We start from the raw sequence: 18,405 nt of genomic DNA, 5'->3' as shown, positions 1-18,405 counted from the left end.
GCCTGAAGAAACACGCAGGCCGCCTTGGATGCTCTAAACGAAGGCAACAGAAACGTTGTTGCGATGCTCGCTGGCGGCGTAGGTTCCAAGGATCTTGATTTCCCAGGTGAAGAACTCTAGTTCTTCCAAAGCCAAGCGCACTGGCAGATCCTCTGGGTGGCCTTCAACATCAATCATGAAGGTTGTGGCAGCGAAGGAAGAGCCAACCATGTAGCTTTCCAAACGCGTGATGTTCACGCCGTTGGTAGCGAAGCCACCCAACGCCTTGTACAGCGCGCTAGGAACGTTTCGAACCTTGAAGACCAAAGTGGTCACCGTTGATTCGGGAAGCTCAGAGCGCACGGGTAAAGGCTGTTCGCGCGCCAAAACCACGAAGCGTGTGGTGTTTGTGGGGTCATCCTCAACACCTGATGCCAGCACCTCAAGCCCATAGAGTTCGGCGGCCATTGGGGGAGCCAAGGACAGTTTTGTTGGGTCGTTCCATTCGCTCACCTCGCGTGCAGATCCTGCGGTATCTCCGGCAATAACCGGCGTTAGCTGGTTCTCGCGAATGATCTTTCGGCACTGTCCCAACGCGTGGATGTGACTATGTACTTCGGTGGCGTCTTTGAGCGTTGCCCCAGGCAGACCGAGTAGGTCAAAACGGATCCGCAGATAGTGTTCACCGACAATTTGTAGGTCGGACTCTGGCAAGAGAACATGGATATCAGCAACACGACCAGCCAGCGAATTCTCGATGGGAATCATCGCAAGATCAGCGTCCCCATTTTCCACCATGGCGAAGGCATCCTCGAAACTAGCGCAGGGCACTGCCTGCATATCGGGGAATTGTTCAGTGCAGGCCATATTGGAATTGGAGCCAGCTTCACCTTGGTAAGAAATCTTGTTGCCCATCATTTCAAGGTACCGCTCTTTGCCCGTTGCACTGATGTCCATGCCAAATCATGACGTGATAGTTCCGTGAAGTAGCAACAAGCAGTTGTAAGCCCAGAATGTACTGAAGCCTCGAAACATTTTTATGTTTCGAGGCTTCAATAGTTTTCTCAGATGCGTAGTTTAGGACTGCGCGTAGTGTGCGGTCAGCTTGGCTAGACCTTCATCAATGCTGACGGCTGGTTTCCAATCAAGGACTTCATGAGTCTCACGCTGATCAAACCAATGAGCTGTTGAAAGTTGCTCGGCCAGGAAACGAGTCATCGGAGGCTCATCATGAACCAAATTGCGTGAACCGGCCGCTAGCCAGAGCTTCTCAATGATTGTACCGGCCCCGCGAGCCAACCAGCCTGGCACGTTGAGCTTGGGCGCTGGAGCGCCACCGGCCAGGCAGATGCCTGCAATGAGCTCACCGACTGGTCGCGGTTCACCATTGGTTACCACCAACGCTCGGCCATGGGCGTGGTCCATACGCTCTAAGCCACGAACGATGGCAGCAGCAGCGTTATCGATGTAGGTGGTGTCGATGAGCGCAGCCCCGTGATCTAACAACGGCAGGCGTCCACCCTTGGCGCGTTCAATGACGCGTTCTACCAGCTGGGTATCACCGGGTCCCCAGACCACATGTGGACGGATGGCTGCCACGCGGAAATCAACCGAGTCCAGCGCTAACGCGTTGAGCTCAGCAGCAGCCTTGGACCGCGCATAGTTGCCGTGCGCAAGATCAGGGTTGGCAGTACCAGCTGTTGCGCCGGCTAATGAATCGCCAAAGTGGGCCACAGAAGGTGAAGAGACAAAAACGAAGTCTTTGATTCCGGCTTTTTGTGATGCCTGAAGCAGATTGTTGGTACCGGTGATGTTGGTGTCAACAAATTCTTGCCAGTGTCCGGTGAAGGAGACCTTGGCGGCCAAGTGAATCACTGCGTCCATTGATTCAACCGCTTGGGCTACCGCGGCGGGGTCGGTTAAGGAACCGCGGACTTCGTCCCCGGCATGACTCGAAGCGCTGCGCTGGAAGGTGCGCACATGGTGGCCTTTTTCGCTTAGCAGCTGAGCTACGGCGCCACCGAGCAGACCGCTGGCACCGGTCACCAGAACCCGAAGCGGGCTCAACTGGTCAGTGGTTTCGCTCATGGTGTGCGGATCCTTCCGCCAGCTAGCGTCGTGCTGGCCCATTGGGCCAACGCAGCGCGGTCAATTTTGGAATTATGGCGAATGTCGGTAGGCAAGGTTGGCAGCACTAGTACGGCGGCCACCTCGATACCGGTCTGCGCAACCGCGGCGCGAACCTTGCGGGCCAGTGCGTTGTCGGCTGGCCCAGGTTTGCGAGCTGCCGGCACGGTTTCCATGACTACCACTGCGGCTTGGGTTCCTGCTGGTCCAACACCTACCAGGGCGGCGCGTCCGGCGCCGACGACCGATTGCACTGCATGCTCGGCGGCGACCGGGGTGATAGCACCATTGGCGGTGCTCAACACATGACCCAGACGTCCTTCAACCCAGAGCAAACCGGCATCATCAAGATGCCCCACATCTCCGGTACGGTGCCAGCCATCGATGGAGCTGCTGGCCGCTTCCGTGATCCACAAACGGTCGTAGCGATCTTTGACGTGCGGTGCACGGACCAGAATTTCGCCGGTGACGTTGGGGGTGTACTGCGGTTCATCGCCCGCAATGCCGAGCGCGTCAATAGGCGCGATTGCTACCGTGGCGCCGGCAACCGCGGTGCCAACACATACGCCGTTTCCGTCCCCAGCGGCACGAATGCCGGCAAGGTCGATATCGGTGACCGGTAGCGCTTCGGTCATGCCATACGGGGTATGAACCTTCGCGTTGGGCACCAACTCTTGAACCTTTGCCAACAGCGGCTCAGGAATAGGAGCACCAGCAGAGAGCATTAGGCCAACGCCTGCCAGTGTCTTGCGCTGTGCGGTGTTTAGCTCGGATTTGGTCTCTAGTACGTTGGCCAGGGCTGCCGGGGAGGCAAATACCGTGGTGGCGTTCACTGCGACGGCGGCATCAGCCAGAGCAGAAGCGGTCAGCGTTCTAGGCGCAGTCACATCCATATCGGGGGTGACTGAGGTGGCGCCGAGGGCAGGACCGAGCAACGCGAATGGTGCAAAGCCAGCTACCAGTGCTGAACCAGCCTTCAAATCGTAGGTTTCACGCAGGGTGTCTCGCATGGCTGCAAGTTGGCGGTGCGTGTACACAACGCCCTTGGCGGGGCCGGTGGATCCGGAGGTGAAGAGCACTGCAGCATCAGCATCAGGATCAGCAGCGGTGAAGTTCGCCTGACTGGCCGATAGCTTGCTACCGGTTTCTAGTAGTTCATCTAGGGTGTGCGCGACACCCAAGAGCTTACGTTTGGTAGCAGGCAAGGAGCCGACGGCGATCTTGGTGCCAGGCCAGTTAAGCACTCGGGCACCGGTTAGCGCGCGGTCAATTCCTACCAAGAAGCTTGGGCCAGCGCCCTTGATGGCACGGCCAAGTCCCTTAGTTCCAAGTCCGGCATCGGCCACAACAATGACCGCGCCCAAACGCAGGCAGGCATAAATCAACGAGGTCAGCTCAATGCCTGGCGGAACCAGAAGATTGACGCGGTCTCCTGATTTCACACCGACCTGCTGCAATCCAGCAGCTAGCGCGTTAACACGTTCGCCCAGTTGGGACCACGACAAGGATTGTGGCGGGTGAATGTCCACCACTGCGGTGCTGTGGTCATCGGAACGCGAATCCAGCTCTGCAAGCATTGGCTGATAGGGCGTGGAGCTTTGTGCTCGTGCTGACTCGGCGACGTGCTGGTTTCCAGCAAGCCAAGAAAAAATCGGGGAAGCGATATCTCGGTCTTCGCCCACCAGGTGGCTTGCACCTTCAAAGCGGTGCACCTGAGCGTGGGGGAGTCGTCCTAAGAGATCACGAAGGTAGCGGTCAGAGAAGACCGGGTCTTTCGGGCCCCACAGCATCAGTGCTGGAACCGATAGTGAGCGCACAGCCTCAGAAATTTCATCCAGCGCCGGACGGCTTGGATGCGAGGGATCAAATGGAATGTCCGCCACAAAGTTTGCCACACCATCGCGCACATCTGCGCTGGTGTAAGGGGCCATAAAAGTCTTACGAACCTCAGGCGCCAAAGCTGGCTGTGCCAAGGAGTGGGTGACCTGAAGGAAAGCACGCGTGGTTTTGGTTCCCCAGCCATGTACGGCAGGGTGGGTCGCCAGCTTCAGTGCTGACGGCAGTTCAAAACCAGCAGGGTGAATGGCGGTATTCGTCAAAACGACATTGGCCAGACGGTCCTGATGGGACACAGCCCAACCCAGAGAAATAATGCCGCCCCAGTCGTGGCCCACGGTGGTGACATTGTCACCTAAATCCATTGCCTCGGCCAGATCGCCCAGGTCATTAACGCGGTCTGCCAGTCGACGGAACTTGCCGGTGCGCTGCGAGAAGCCCATGTCTAGCTGGTCCACGGCAACTACACGCCAGGCCAACTGATTCTCAGAAACATGGTTGAGCAGGCTGCGCCATAGGTAAGACCACGTGGGATTGCCATGGACACATAAAAGCGTGCCTACTGGCGTGATGCCACGTTGAGCTAGTTCTTCCTGGTTGTCCAAGACATGCCACCGGTAGGTGGAGCCAGCGCCGTCCACCGGTGAGGTGGATGGAACATCGAGATATTTTGAGTAGATTTCCTTGACGCCGGGGAAAATCTCGGTCACCAGACAATCTCCATCATCGCGGTATTCAGTCCTGAACCAACACCCATGCACAGCACTCGATCGCCTGGCTTGAGCGTTTCAGCTTCCTGGGACAGAGTCATAGGCAAAGAAGCCGGTCCAACGTTGCCCCACTTGGAGAAGGTGATCGGCACACGATCCTTGACCAGGCCGACGGCCTTGATGATCGCGTTGGTGTAAGACTTTGAAACCTGGTGGGTGACGTAGCGGTCCATGGACTTCCACTCCCAGCCGGTGCGGTGAGCTTCATCCCACGCATCAACAACGAGCTCTAGGCCGTTATCGAGCAAGCCCTTGGTGTCGGTGTACATACCGTTGGGACCGCCAACACACAGCTCGTGGTGCTCGGTACCTGCACGGGACACGCCACCAAGAATGCGGTGTGCATCTGGGTGGGCGTCGGCTGGGCCGATGACCGCTGCAGCGGCTCCTGAACCTAAGGTTAGGGTCGCGAATTCACGCATGTAGTCTTCGCGGGTGGATCCTTCAGCGTTCAGACGCTCGAAGGTGGTTTCCTGAGTTGCCTTGGCATCTTCGCCGGCAACGATCAGCGCGTACTTGATCTGACCGGAATCGATCATGTTCGCCGCAAGGCTCATGCCGTTAACAAAGCCGAGGCAAGCGTTGGCCACGTCGAAGTTCATTGCAGAGGATGGCAGGCCCAGTCCGTTGTGAATCTTGGAAGCAACCGATGGCTCCAGATTGCGACGGGTTACCGAAGTATTGATGAGCAGTCCGATTTCATCGGGCTCAATACCAGCTTCAGCCAAGGCTTTTTTGCCGGCGATAATTGCGGCGTCATCAAATTCGACGCCCTTGGACCACCAGCGTCGTTCTTTAACGCCAGAAACGCGTTCGAGCAGTTTCTTGGATAACCGCAAACGTTTCAAACTTGGAGCCAGCCGCTCATCAAATTCGGATGAGGTCACCACCTCGGGTGCGAGGACGCTGTTCACTGATAAGAGCGCAACGTTGTGGTGTTTAAAGGTGGCATTGCCGTTCAAAGTGTTGCCTTCGTTTCTGCTGGACTATCTGTGTGGTGCATGCTGCGATGAAACGCGATTACCAACGGGCAGGTGATGCCGAAGATAAGTTTGTTCTCCTAGATTATTCCCTGCCAAGCCATTCGAAGAACTTGGAAGGCCAATTTCAGCCGAGGGCTGGAAACGGGAATAACGCAGACTCTCTTGATCCTACAGAGTTGTCCTATGAGAATCATGGAAAGATCGAAAGCTCACATTTAGATTTGGCCTGCGGGAGCGCCCCTTCGTTGGCGCAGTCCGTCCGCTTAGGCGCTATTTGGCTGTTCTTAATGGATAAGCCAGCGATGATTTTTAGCCATTTGGCGTCTCTTTCAGGGCTGGGAATCTTTGGGCTCAGGCCAAAAGAGGTGAGGTCAGCTTCGTAAGAGGTCTTGTTTTGTAGCAGTACAGAGCCAAGGGTCCTTTTCTAGTTATCTCCCCGTAGGATTTCAGTCATGACTTACCGTTTTAGCCAGGTGGACGTTTTCTCCCCTGATCCATGTTTAGGTAACCCAGTCGCAGTCATTTTGAATGCCGAGGGACTCGATGATGAACAGCTACGTCGCTTCTCTGTATGGACGAACCTTTCAGAATGCACTTTTGTACTTCCTGCAACGAGCCCTGAGGCCGATTACCGAGTCCGCATATTCAGCATGAACACCGAATTGCCGTTTGCTGGACACCCTACCCTTGGCACTGCGCGTGCGTGGCTGGAGGCCGGAGGCGTTCCAGCGACCGACGGAATGATCGTCCAAGAATGTGCAGCTGGATTAATTCCTATTCGAGTTGAAGACGAGATCTTGTCATTCGCAGCGCCATCGCTGCAACGTGGCGGCCCAGTGGAACCTGAATTAGTGGAACAACTTTGCGCGATTCTCGGTGTAGAGAAAGAAGAGGTCGTTGACACCCAGTGGATTGATAACGGCCCGGGCTGGGTCGGTGTGCTGCTCGATAGCGCGCAGTCGGTTCTTGCCTTGCGTCCCGATGCCTCGAAATTCCCCGGCCGGTGGGACATTGGTGTTATCGGTGCTCATCCTGAAAGATCCGAAAAGGCGTTTGAAGTGCGCGGTTTCTTTACCGAGGGGAGGACCCGCTGCGTGAGGATCCAGTGACCGGAAGCCTCAATGCGTCAGCCGCCCAGTGGCTTATTAAAACTGGTCGTGCCACTGCTCCCTATGTTGCAGCGCAGGGAGGCGCGATGGGAAGAAATGGTGAAATCTTTATCACCAGTGTCGACGATCAGGTTTGGGTTGGCGGACGTGCCGAAGTAGTGCTCAGCGGCGTGGCAAAAATCTAGCTTAGGTAGTGCATGCCTTTTGGATCATTGACAATTAATTCCTCCTTGAACCAGACATCTTTGAGTTTGGTTTAAAGGGAAAAGAAATTGTGAATAGAATAAAGGCATGAATAATAAGCTCGGTTCCTCTGCCCGAGTAGGCATCAGGGACGTCGCCGCCGCTGCGGGAGTGTCGCTGACGACTGTTTCACACGCTTTAAGCGGTGCAAGGGCAATCAAGCCCGAGACGCGCGAACGTGTATTGGAGATTGCTGAACGGCTAGGGTACTCACCTGATTTACGTGCGCGCGGAATGCGAAGTTCGCGGACTTTCACCATAGGTCTGCTCAGCGACACCATCGCCGTGACCCCGTATGCGGGCCGACTAATCAGCGGTGCACAAGACGCTGCCGCCGAACATCAAAGCGTAGTGCTGGCCATCGATTCAACCGGGGACGCGCAACGTGAACTCATGGGAATCCGAACTCTGATGGATCACCGCGTGGATGGTCTGGTCTACGCCAAGATGTGGCACCAGCAGATTCAAGTTCCGCAAGAACTTGCTGGGGCGCGGGTGGTAGTTGCCAACGCGACTGATGCCGATTCGAATTATTCATCCGTTGTACCTGATGAGCGTCAAATAGGGATCGACGCAACCAACCATCTGATTAGCTTTGGTCATCAACAGATCGGTTTTATCACCGTCTCGCTGAGCGTACCGGCAGCGATTGGGCGCGAGCAGGGGTATCGCAACGCGTTGAAAGATGCGGGTATTGCTGTTAATGAGTCGTGGATCTGTGCCGCCAGTAATGGAGCCAAAGGCGGACGTGAAGCTGGACGTGACTTACTGGATCGCGAAGACCGACCGACAGCTATCTTCTGCTTTAACGACGAGATGGCCATGGGCGTTTATCAGGCTGCAGCAGGTCTTGGTATCAGAATTCCCGAGGACCTATCGGTTATCGGAGTTGACGACCTTCAGCTTATTACCAAGGCACTGGTGCCAACTCTAAGTACTGTCGCCTTGCCGCACTACCAAATGGGGCATTGGGCAGTCTCTCAACTGTTTGCTGAGACAAAAGACAACCCAGAATCCAAAACCTCAAAGCAGTTACGTTGTGAGCTAGTGAGCAGGGAATCGGTAGCTGCGCCGGGGCGGTAATTATTTTCCGCCATCTTTGGCTTTGACGGTGTTGAAGATTCAGTGCAAATAACGGTGTGGTCTCCGCTTAGGAGGCCACACCGTTATTGGCTGAAGTGTACCCAGTTGCTTGGATTACTGTTCTGCGGTCTCGACAACTGCCATCGGCGCCAAACTGGCACCGCGCAAATCGGTGGTGCCACCCAAAGACTTCAAATTGAGTTCATGATTTCCAGGGGACAGGAACGCGGTTGAACTCAACGAGGCCTGTCCATCTTGGGCAAATACTTCAACCGAAGTTGTATCGACCAGTACATCTAAGCTGACCGCTCCGTTGTCGCTGGGAAGATGCTCGCTACGAATCTCGCGGTAAGCCTCGGGCATGGTGGAGGCTACCTTGTCTTTGTCGCGGTTGAGGAAGAGAGTTTGGTCTTTGAAGTTGTAGCCGACAGTCACGGTCGCACCATTGGCGTCCTTGATCTCAACTTGAGCCTCATCGCTTGGCGAAGTCTCATCTTGGGCAAGATCAACGTGGAGTCGGTAAGAATCCGTTTCAGCTTTGCCCACCGAAGCGCTGTGCCCCGTGGGCACATCTTGCGCTGTGGTTTGGGCTGGATCGCCGGCGAGCTTATCAACCGCTGCAATAGGCTCCGAGAATAAGGTCGGTTTTCCTGAAACCTCACGCAACGAAAGCTGACGAACCGTGGACATAGATCCGCCGGACCAATCGCCCAATGGAAGATCTGAGGCGTAAGCCCAATTGTTCATCCAGCCCAGTGCGTAACGGTGGGCCAAAGGACCTTCTGCTTGAGGATCCTCCCACGACACTGCCGCGTAAAAGTCGGATCCGGCATCAAGCCATTGAGGTTCTTGTTCGGCAGGGGTAAAGGTCTTGCCATCAAAGTCACCGGACCAGTAGGTGTAGCCGGTGGTACGTCCAAAACTTTCCCCGTTGGCGCTGATGCCTAAGACCCACGTAGTGCGTTCGGGGTCACCGTCTACGGACATTTGGAAGAAATCTGGGCATTCGACTGTGCCAAGGTCTGGCGCTTCGAAACCAGACTGGTAGTTCCAGGACTTGAGATCTTTGGAGGTGTAGAAGCCGACTTTGCTTCCTTCGGCCAACAGCATGAGCCATTGATTGCGTTCTTTGTCCCAGACAATTTTCGGATCTCGCCATGCGTCGACGCCGGGATTGTCCATGACTGGGTTGCCCTCGTACGAGGTGAAAGAGTATCCGCCGTCGGTTGAGTAGAACAACGACTGACGTTGAACACCGTCTACTTGCTGGGTAACCAACGAGATGACTGCGTTTTTACCGAAACCTGCGGTGTTTTCTGTATCAACGACCGCACTGCCGGTCCAGATATCACCTAGACCGTTTTTGTATTTCTCAATGGCAACGCCTTCATCTTTCCAATGAACAAGGTCAGTGGAGGTGACGTGATACCACTCGGTACCGTTGCCGTCCGGGTAGTCAGCGTTATAGAGATAGTAGAAGTGCCACAGTCCGTCTAGGAAGAACGGGCGTTGCGGATCGTTCATCCAGTTTTGGCTCGGCGTTAGGTGATTGGCTGGGCGGAACTGCGACCAAGATTCTGGCCGTTGAAACTGTTCGGCTTCTTGAGCGTTGTTGTCGCTCTCAGTTTTTGGTGATTGTGGTGCAGGGCGTAGGAATTGCCAAGCCAGCAAAGCCACGAGGACCAGTGCACAGGCGGCTGCGGCAGCAATAAGAATCTTGGAGTTCTTGGTCTGTGGCTGAGTCATCGGTCTTTCCAGTAGGTCAGTTCAAACGCCGGTAAAGGGCAGCAACGATGGGTGTCGTCGCAAAAGATTTGGGGAGAGATCGTGCGTCGCTACGAGTGACAGTTACCCACGCTAACGAACAACCAAAACGTTTTGCAAAGAATGTGATGAAGATTTCGTTAAGAATCCTAAAAAATGTGATCCTGCTTCCAAAACGTTTTGAATCGATTGACAGGAGCTATGTGAATCCTTAGATTCGACTGTGGAGAGAGCGTGTGTCGCAGCCCGAGCGATTGTCCGATTCCGTATCGAACGAAGGCAAACAATCGTGAATAAGCAACGCACCAAACGCGGCATTCTTGCTGCTGTACTGAGCATTGGAGCGCTCGGTGCAACTTTGGTTTCGGCCCCAGCAGTGGCCGCAACCGAGCCGGTACCAGGTTTCCCTGCGCCAACTGAGCACACCCAAAAGGCTTACAGCCCAACCGATGATTTCACGTCGCGTTGGACCCGTGCAGATGCTAAGCAGCTGAAGGCAATGTCTGATCCAGACGCTGCTTCCCGCGAAAACTCGATGCCAACCGAGTACACCATGCCAACCGTTCCTCAGGATTTCCCTGACATGAGCAACGAAGAAGTATGGGTCTGGGATACCTGGCCACTGACTGACGCAGACGCTAACCAGTACAGCGTTGGCGGCCAGGAGATCATCTTCTCGCTAGTTGCTGACCGCGACTTGGGCTTCGATGAGCGTCACCAGTACGCGCGCATCGGCTACTTCTACCGTCCAGCTGGCGTCCCAGCTGACGAGCGTCCAAAAGACGGCGGCTGGACCTACGGCGGCGAGGTCTTTGACGAAGGCGTCACCGGCAAGATCTTCGAGGATAAGTCCTACAGCCACCAGACCCAGTGGTCTGGCTCGGCTCGTGTAGACAAGAACGGCGAAATCAAGCTGTTCTTCACCGACGTTGCCTTCTACCGCGATAAGGATGGCAAGGACATCAAGCCTTACGATCCACGTATCGCATTGAGCGTCGGCCACGTTCACGCAAACAAAAAGGGTGTAAAGTTCACCGGTTTCGACAAGGTCACCGAACTGCTCCAGGCAGACGGTAAGTACTACCAGACCGCTGAGCAGAACTCCTTCTTCAACTTCCGTGACCCGTTCACCTTTGAAGATCCAGCACACCCAGGCGAGACCTTCATGGTCTTCGAGGGCAACACCGCGCAGAAGCGTGATGCAGCAAAGTGCGATGCTGATGACCTTGGCTACAACAAGGGCGAAACCAACGGTGAAACCGTTGCAGAGGTCAACAAGTCAGGTGCAACCTACCAGATCGGTAACGTTGGTTTGGCTCGTGCAAAGAACAAGGAACTCACCGAGTGGGAATTCCTGCCACCAATCTTGTCGGCTAACTGTGTTACCGACCAGACTGAGCGTCCACAGATTTACATGCAGGACGGCAAGTACTACCTGTTCACGATTAGCCACCGCTCCACCTTTGCTGCTGGCATCGATGGACCAGAAGGCGTTTACGGCTTCGTAGGTAACGGTATTCGTAGCGATTACCAGCCACTGAACCGCGGTTCAGGCTTGGCTTTGGGTAGCCCTTCAAACCTGAACTTTGCAGCAGGCAGCCCATTCGCTCCTGACTACAACCAGCACCCAGGCCAGTTCCAGGCATACTCGCACTACGTCATGCCTGGCGGACTGGTTCAGTCCTTCATCGACACCATTGGCACCAAGGACAACTTCGTCCGAGGTGGCACCTTGGGCCCAACTGTTAAGTTGGACATCAAGGGTGCGTCGGCAACAGTTGACTACAACTATGGCGACAATGGACTTGGCGGCTGGGCAGATATTCCTGCCAACCGCGAGCTGAAGAGCGGCAAGTTCGGCAAGTAATTCATCAACAACAACGGCCGGTTCAGCACCTAGGGTGCTGGGCCGGCTGTTGTCGTGTCTGATGCCTATATCCCACAACGGCTTCAGGCTGATCTTCACGGAATATGCATCCGAGATCTGTGCTTTAGGCTTTGCGCTCTTCGAGTTTCTGCGGCGGCTGAACAGTGACATCATGGCGTACCCCGCGCCCGGGTAAACCGTTGAGGTCAATGGCCAAATACCACGGACCCGAATGTGGAACCTTAATTCGAAAGGGTGCCCGGCGGGCAAGACCGCCATGAAAGTCGTACTTTTCGCCGTCTTGATAGGCCGCAAAATTCTCAGGGTCCATCAGTCGCACATTTGCTGGCCCGCTCAGTGTAATAACCAGAACACTGCGGCGTTCAAGGTAGTCCCACGAGTGTTCTGCAAAATTTGGTTCAGTCACGATGAAACTTTCCGAAGAAGAATTACTGGTTAAACAAACGGCGCCCGAGCCACCAACTTATCAGTTGATGTTTCGGGCGCCGCGTGCGTTTGTGGCTTTAGGCCATGGTCGCGGTGTCAATCACGAAGCGGTAGCGAACATCCGACTTGAGGACGCGCTCGTAAGCTTCGTTGATCTGATCGGCCGAGATAACTTCGATCTCTGCACCAATGCCGTGCTCACCACAGAAGTCCAGCATTTCCTGGGTCTCCTTGATGCCGCCAATTGCGGAGCCGGCGAACGAACGACGTCCACCGATCAAAGCGAAAGCGTTCACTGGAAGTGGCTCAGCAGGTGCACCAACGTTGACCATGGTTCCGTCAACACGCAGCAACTGAAGGTAGGAGCTGATGTCGATCGAAGCGCTGACCGTGTTGATGATCAAATCGAAGGTCTTCTCAAGCTCAGTGAAGGTGCTCTTGTCACTGGTGGCGCGGTAGTCGCTAGCGCCCAACTTGAGTCCATCTTCCTTCTTCTTCAAGGACTGGGACAGTACGGTCACGTCGGCACCCATGGCGCTGGCGATCTTTACTGCCATGTGGCCCAAGCCGCCCAAACCGACAACTGCAACCTTCTTGCCTGGGCCTGCGCCCCAGTGGTGAAGTGGCGAGAAGGTAGTGATACCGGCGCAAAGCAGGGGAGCGGCAACATCAAGCTCGATGGAATCTGGGATGCTCAGTACGAAGTCTTCGGTGACAACCACGTTGGTGGTGTAACCACCCTGGGTGATGGTGCCATCGCGGTCGGTAGCACCGTAGGTGCCAACCGAGCCCTCGGTGCAGAACTGCTCTTCGCCAGCAACACAGTATTCGCACTTGCCACAGGAGTTGACCATGCAGCCAACACCAACGCGGTCGCCGACCTTGTGCTTGGTGACCTCGGAGCCGACCTCGGCTACGAGGCCAGCGATTTCGTGGCCTGGAGCCAGTGGGTAGGATTGTGGTCCCCAATCACCCTTGACGGTGTGGATGTCCGAGTGGCAGATACCTGCAAACTTGATGTCAATCAGAACATCCTTTGGACCCACGGCCCGACGCTCAATCTGAAGTGGAACAAGTGCCTCAGTGGCCGATGGTGCAGCGTATGCGTTTGCCATAGTTGTCATAGGAGATTTTTCCTTTGTCTATCTGTTTACTTCTCATCGTGCACCGGTTCGGCGCACGGTGGTATTCAGTTACTGGCGGGTCCAGATTTTCACGCATGAGGGCAATCGAATCTTGTATGATTCCCGTGCTCTGCTCACAGGCGCACAAGGTGCACCCAGAAGCATCAACGATGCCGGATACGTAAATAATCCCATCTCGCCGAGATTAGTGTTCTATTTTTAGCCAATGCACAGGAACGGTGCACTAGCTGTGAGCGGGAACGAGCTTTTGATTATTAGCGTTGCGTCGGGCAATGACGGCCAGGCTGATAACGGGGATGAGTGTGAGCATGGCGATGCTCGCTCCAACAACTACCGGACCGGTGGTTCCAAGCTCAGTTTCCAAGGCTTTGCCACCGAGCCACGAAGCGATGGTGGTTCCCACGTTAAACCCCGCGACGGTGAGCGAGGATGCCAACGTTGGTGAACGATCCCCATACTTGATGGCCAAGGAGGCAAGGATCGGGTTGGCGCCCAAACCAAAAAATCCGAGCAGGGTGATCAACACAATCATGGGCAGTTGCAGGCCGGAGAACAGGGACACTGAAACAAGAATCAGTGTGGACACGGCGGGTGCAATGACTGTCATCAAGTGTGGATGCGCGTCCCCTAAGCGGCCACCAATCAACGAACCGATTAGCGATCCCACACCAAAACCGATCAGCACCAAAGGTATGACCGATTCGCTGAAGCCGGTGCCGGTGATGAGCAACGGCGAAATATAGGAATAGGCCGAGAGCACGCCACCGGTGGTTGTGGCGCAGGCGGCCAAGGTCAGCCACAACCGCAGTGAACGCAGACCCGCCAGTTCACGAGGAATTGAGACCTGGGAATGTTTGGAAATATTGTGCGGAACAAAACGCGCTATCAGCACCGCCGAGATGACCGCCAGGACAGCCAAGCCCCAGAATGATCCGCGCCAACCGAAGTACTGGGATGCAAAGGCACCCAAGGGAACACCGAGTACGGTAGCCAGCATGCCACCGGCATTGATAATTCCCAGCGCCCTAGACGCCATGCCCGGGCCAGCACTTTTAGCTGCAACTACTCCAGCGATGGACCAGAAAGCTCCGGTGGCCAGAGCAGTAACAAAACGAGCCACCATCAGCAGCGTGAAATCTGATCCCAAAGCGACAACCACATGTCCAGCAGCAAAGACTGCCAAGGACAAGATCAAGGTTAAACGCTGTGGCAGTCGCAGGGTCAGCAGTGCCATCAGTGGTGCACCAATGACCATGCCCGCTGCAAAGACGGTGATCAGTAGTCCCGCTCGTCCCACGCTAATTTCAAGCTCGTCCGCCAGCTGGGTCAAGATGCCGGCCACGATGAACTCGGTGGTGAGCATCGTAAAGGTACCTACCGCCAAGACATATACGACCAGCGGGATTGACCGGTTGGCCTTGCCCCTCGTCGTAGCATCAGATCGCACCGCTACGCGGCGATCGTCTACGTTCATCAACGTCCTGTTCTATAAGAAGGAATCTTTCCATATCCATTACACCGTGACTGGAGCTATGCGAGAAAGGTTGCGTTTATAGGGGTACTGGTTGTACCCCCGAAAAACTTCAATCCTGACTTACCTTTAAAATATGACCGACCCTAAAAACCAGCGCAGCAACATCAAAGACTTCCTCACCAGCCGTCGCGCCCGTATCCGTCCCGAAGAAGTTGGGTTCGCTGTGGGGACGCGGCGTCGGGTCCCTGGGCTACGCCGGGAAGAAGTTGCAGTGCTCGCCGGGGTCAGTCCCGAATGGTACGCCCGACTAGAAAAGGGCAACATTTCAGGCGTCTCAGAAGAAGTGTTGCTCGCCGTGGCCACCGCACTGCGGCTAAATGAAGAAGAGCGCATTTATTTGCTGGAGCTGGCTCAGACCGCCCGGGGAGCGCAAGTAAACCCGCGAGGCGTAAAAAGGTTGATCCGATCTCGCCCTCGGTGCAGTGGTTTATGGACTCAGCCACACTCTCGGCGACCTTCGTCCGAAACGGGCGATTAGATGTTGTGGCGTCAAACAGCTTGGGCCGGGCCTTGCACGCGCCCATGCTTAACAGTGACACCACCAAAGCCAACGCACACGCTAACTTTGCAAGGTTCCATTTCTTGGACCCAGCAGCCAAGGAGTTCTTCCTTGATTGGGAAGCTGGCGCAGCTGCGACCGCGGCACTTCTTCGCGCCGAGGCCGGACGCGAGCCCAACGATAAGGCGTTGCAAGATCTCATTGGCGAGCTATCCACACTCAGCGACGACTTTAGAACACTGTGGGCCACACACAACATCCGCTTCACCCATGAGGGCATCAAGCGGCTGCAACATCCTGTGGTTGGTCGTTTGGATCTGGCCTACCGTTCCTTCGGCATCGCCCAGCTACCGCGTGCTGCCCACGAAATGAGCATTTATGTTGCTGAGCCAGGATCTGTGAGCGAAGAGAGTCTAAAGATGCTTTCCAGTTGGGCTTGCGCGCCAGAAGAGAAGTCTGCGCGCAGTAGCTAAGCGGATCATGATGATGTTCTCAGTTTGGGCTGGCCAGTCGAGATCTGCAGCTTTGGCCAATTCCCGGTAGGCTAGTACTTGGGTCAGCATGTTCTATGCAGACCCCGAATGAAAATAACTCCCAGGGCTGACCAACCGTTGGTCCCGACCGCCAGCTTCGCGGTCCTCGGTAGTGGCTTTCGCTCAAGTGCTTATCGCACGCTAGCGCGAGTCTCGATCGAAGACCAGATCTGGGTAGGGCCACACGGTTCGCTTATCCACCTAGCTGGGAGCGAACGAAAGGAGAACCCCCTTAATGGAGGGTCCAGAAATCCAATTCGCCGAAGCACAGATCGACAACGGTCGCTACGGCACCCGCACCATTCGCTTCGAGACCGGCCGCCTTGCTAAGCAAGCTGCAGGTTCGGCAATGGTTTACATCGATGATGAAACCGCATTGCTTTCGGCAACCACCGCCGGCAAGCACCCACGCGAAGGCTTCGACTTCTTCCCACTGACCGTGGACGTTGAAGAGCGTATGTACGCTGCCGGTCGTATCCCAGGTAGCTTCTTCCGCCGCGAAGGCCGCCCATCGACCGAAGCCATCTTGGCTTGCCGTCTGATGGACCGCCCACTGCGCCCAGCTTTCGTCAAGGGTCTGCGCAACGAGGTTCAGGTTGTTGTTACCGTCCTGTCCATCGATCCAGATGAGCTGTACGACGTTGTAGCAATCAACGCTTCCTCGATGTCCACTCAGCTTTCGGGTCTGCCATTCTCCGGCCCAATCGGTGGCGTTCGCGTTGCACTGGTTGACGACGGAAACGGCGCACAGTGGGTTGCTTTCCCACGCCACTCCGAGCTGAAGAACGCTGTCTTCAACATGGTCGTTGCCGGCCGTGTTGCAGGCGACGACGTTGCCATCATGATGGTGGAAGCTGAAGCTACCGACAACTCTTGGGAACTGATCAAGGAACGCGGCGCTCAGGCTCCAACCGAAGAGGTTGTTGCAGAAGGTCTTGAGGCTGCAAAGCCATTCATCAAGGTTCTGTGCGACGCTCAGGCTGATCTGGCTGCTCGCGCTGCCAAGGAAACCGTTGAGTTCCCAGTCTTCCGCGATTACGAAGAAGATGCTTTCGCTGCTGTTGAAGCTGCTGCTTCGACCCGCTTGGCTGAAATCTACACCATCGCTGACAAGCAGGAGCGCGACAACGCTACTAGCGCTTACAAGGACGAAGTTCTTGCATCTCTGACCGGTGAAGGCAACACCTTCGCTGGCCGTGAGGGCGAGATCTCCAAGGCCTTCGGCGCAGTCACCAAGCACATCGTGCGCCAGCGCATCTTGACCGATCAGATCCGTATCGACGGACGTGGATTGGCTGACATCCGTCAGCTCTCCGCCGAGGTTGAGGTTCTGCCTCGCGTTCACGGTTCGGCAATCTTCGAGCGTGGCGAAACCCAGATCATGGGCGTAACCACCTTGAACATGCTGAAGATGGAACAGCAGATTGACTCGCTGTCCCCAGTGAAGTCCAAGCGTTACATGCACAACTACAACTTCCCTCCATACTCGACCGGTGAAACCGGCCGTGTTGGTTCACCAAAGCGCCGCGAAATCGGCCACGGTGCACTGGCAGAGCGCGCACTGGTTCCAGTGTTGCCAAGCCGTGAGGAATTCCCATACGCAATCCGTCAGGTCTCTGAGGCACTGGGCTCCAACGGCTCGACCTCCATGGGCTCGGTTTGCGCTTCGACCCTGTCGCTGCTGAACGCTGGTGTGCCACTGAAGGCACCAGTCGCCGGTATCGCTATGGGTCTGGTTTCGGACACCGTCAACGGCGAAACCCGTTACGCTGCCCTGACCGATATCCTCGGTGCCGAAGATGCCATGGGTGACATGGACTTCAAGGTTGCCGGTACTTCTGAGTTTGTTACCGCAATCCAGTTGGACACCAAGTTGGATGGTATTCCAGCTTCGGTTCTGGCCGCTGCGCTGACCCAGGCTCGTGAAGCTCGCCTGCACATCCTGAACGTGCTGAACCAGGCCATCGATACTCCAGATGAGCTGAACGTCAACGCTCCACGAATCATCTCCGTGAAGATTCCAGTGGATAAGATCGGTGAAGTCATCGGCCCTAAGGGCAAGATGATCAACCAGATCCAGGAAGACACCGGCGCTGACATCTCGATTGAAGATGATGGCACCGTGCTGATCGGCGCAACCGGTGGCGAAGCCGCTGAAGCTGCCCGCTCGGCCATTAACGCTATTGCTAACCCTCAGGTTCCTGAGGTTGGCGAGCGTTACCTGGGTACCGTCGTGAAGCTGACCACCTTCGGTGCGTTCGTTTCATTGACTCCTGGCAAGGACGGTCTGCTGCACATCTCCGAGCTGCGCAAGATCAACGATGGCAAGCGTGTTGAGGACGTCGAAGACGTTGTCGGCGTTGGCCAGAAGCTACAGGTTGAGATCACCAAGATTGATGACCGTGGCAAGTTGTCGCTGGCTCCAGTTGTTGAAGAGGACGAAGAAGCTGCTGCAGAGTAGTTTCTAGACTCCATCAAAAAACCTC

At 55.7% G+C, this 18,405-nt stretch carries 15 protein-coding genes; 7 read left to right on the top strand and 8 right to left on the bottom strand.

Going from position 1 to position 18,405, the window contains the following annotated elements; genetic code table 11:
- Positions 1–33: 33 nt before the first annotated feature.
- The 4 genes from N6V40_RS14810 to N6V40_RS14795 form a co-directional block, all read right to left on the bottom strand.
- Entirely contained in the window at positions 34–894 is an 861-nt protein-coding gene (locus N6V40_RS14810; protein ID WP_131090362.1) for a prephenate dehydratase, read from the bottom strand.
- A 162-nt stretch (positions 895–1,056) separates the two neighbouring features.
- Positions 1,057–2,067, bottom strand: coding sequence for an NAD-dependent epimerase/dehydratase family protein (locus N6V40_RS14805; protein ID WP_262198112.1), 1,011 nt, complete (start codon positions 2,065–2,067; stop codon positions 1,057–1,059).
- Complete coding sequence (locus tag N6V40_RS14800; RefSeq protein WP_131089966.1) at positions 2,064–4,652, bottom strand: alpha/beta fold hydrolase; 2,589 nt, start codon at positions 4,650–4,652, stop codon at positions 2,064–2,066. Before N6V40_RS14800 ends, N6V40_RS14805 begins: the two co-directional genes overlap by 4 nt.
- Positions 4,649–5,674 carry a 3-oxoacyl-ACP synthase III gene (locus N6V40_RS14795; RefSeq protein WP_131089965.1) on the bottom strand — a complete coding sequence of 342 codons (1,026 nt, stop codon included), beginning with the start codon at positions 5,672–5,674 and terminating at the stop codon, positions 4,649–4,651. Before N6V40_RS14795 ends, N6V40_RS14800 begins: the two co-directional genes overlap by 4 nt.
- Before the next feature lie 473 nt (positions 5,675–6,147).
- Here N6V40_RS14795 and N6V40_RS14790 point away from each other — a divergent pair, with 473 nt between their 5' ends.
- The 3 genes from N6V40_RS14790 to N6V40_RS14785 all read left to right on the top strand — a co-directional run bounded on the left by N6V40_RS14790 (position 6,148) and on the right by N6V40_RS14785 (position 8,130).
- Complete coding sequence (locus N6V40_RS14790; RefSeq protein WP_315973710.1) at positions 6,148–6,804, top strand: PhzF family protein; 657 nt, start codon at positions 6,148–6,150, stop codon at positions 6,802–6,804.
- Positions 6,801–6,989 carry a PhzF family protein gene (locus N6V40_RS17455; protein ID WP_315973709.1) on the top strand — a complete coding sequence of 63 codons (189 nt, stop codon included), beginning with the start codon at positions 6,801–6,803 and terminating at the stop codon, positions 6,987–6,989. Before N6V40_RS14790 ends, N6V40_RS17455 begins: the two co-directional genes overlap by 4 nt.
- Positions 6,990–7,095: 106 nt before the next feature.
- The gene (locus N6V40_RS14785; RefSeq protein WP_131089963.1) at positions 7,096–8,130 is read left to right on the top strand and encodes a LacI family DNA-binding transcriptional regulator; all 1,035 of its coding nucleotides are present in this window, start codon (positions 7,096–7,098) and stop codon (positions 8,128–8,130) included.
- A gap of 114 nt (positions 8,131–8,244) precedes the next feature.
- On the opposite strand, the gene N6V40_RS14780 is transcribed toward N6V40_RS14785, so the two are convergent.
- The gene (locus N6V40_RS14780; protein WP_131089962.1) at positions 8,245–9,876 is read right to left on the bottom strand and encodes a glycoside hydrolase family 32 protein; all 1,632 of its coding nucleotides are present in this window, start codon (positions 9,874–9,876) and stop codon (positions 8,245–8,247) included.
- A gap of 307 nt (positions 9,877–10,183) precedes the next feature.
- Here N6V40_RS14780 and N6V40_RS14775 point away from each other — a divergent pair, with 307 nt between their 5' ends.
- Positions 10,184–11,761 (top strand): glycoside hydrolase family 68 protein, encoded by a 1,578-nt coding sequence (locus N6V40_RS14775; protein WP_242632565.1) that lies wholly within the window; start codon positions 10,184–10,186, stop codon positions 11,759–11,761.
- Between the two features lie 124 nt (positions 11,762–11,885).
- On the opposite strand, the gene N6V40_RS14770 is transcribed toward N6V40_RS14775, so the two are convergent.
- The 3 genes from N6V40_RS14770 to N6V40_RS14760 form a co-directional block, all read right to left on the bottom strand.
- Entirely contained in the window at positions 11,886–12,188 is a 303-nt protein-coding gene (locus N6V40_RS14770; protein ID WP_131089961.1) for a DUF1883 domain-containing protein, read from the bottom strand.
- A gap of 97 nt (positions 12,189–12,285) precedes the next feature.
- The gene (locus tag N6V40_RS14765) at positions 12,286–13,332 is read right to left on the bottom strand and encodes an NAD(P)-dependent alcohol dehydrogenase (RefSeq protein WP_315973708.1); all 1,047 of its coding nucleotides are present in this window, start codon (positions 13,330–13,332) and stop codon (positions 12,286–12,288) included.
- A gap of 244 nt (positions 13,333–13,576) precedes the next feature.
- Positions 13,577–14,827, bottom strand: coding sequence for an MFS transporter (locus N6V40_RS14760; protein ID WP_262198104.1), 1,251 nt, complete (start codon positions 14,825–14,827; stop codon positions 13,577–13,579).
- A gap of 133 nt (positions 14,828–14,960) precedes the next feature.
- Between N6V40_RS14760 and N6V40_RS17450 the strand changes: the two genes are divergently transcribed.
- The 3 genes from N6V40_RS17450 to N6V40_RS14750 all read left to right on the top strand — a co-directional run bounded on the left by N6V40_RS17450 (position 14,961) and on the right by N6V40_RS14750 (position 18,380).
- Positions 14,961–15,365, top strand: coding sequence for a helix-turn-helix domain-containing protein (locus tag N6V40_RS17450; RefSeq protein ID WP_315973707.1), 405 nt, complete (start codon positions 14,961–14,963; stop codon positions 15,363–15,365).
- Positions 15,317–15,859, top strand: coding sequence for an MmyB family transcriptional regulator (locus N6V40_RS17445; RefSeq protein ID WP_315973706.1), 543 nt, complete (start codon positions 15,317–15,319; stop codon positions 15,857–15,859). The genes N6V40_RS17450 and N6V40_RS17445 overlap by 49 nt, the downstream gene beginning before the upstream one ends.
- A 295-nt stretch (positions 15,860–16,154) precedes the next feature.
- Complete coding sequence (locus N6V40_RS14750; protein ID WP_262198103.1) at positions 16,155–18,380, top strand: polyribonucleotide nucleotidyltransferase; 2,226 nt, start codon at positions 16,155–16,157, stop codon at positions 18,378–18,380.
- Positions 18,381–18,405 lie beyond the last annotated feature (25 nt).

The sequence above is a fragment of the Glutamicibacter sp. M10 genome (genome assembly GCF_025452055.1).
GTDB lineage: Bacteria > Actinomycetota > Actinomycetes > Actinomycetales > Micrococcaceae > Glutamicibacter.
Note: the sequence above shows the minus strand (reverse complement) of the source record. Positions and strands in the feature narration are given on the sequence as shown.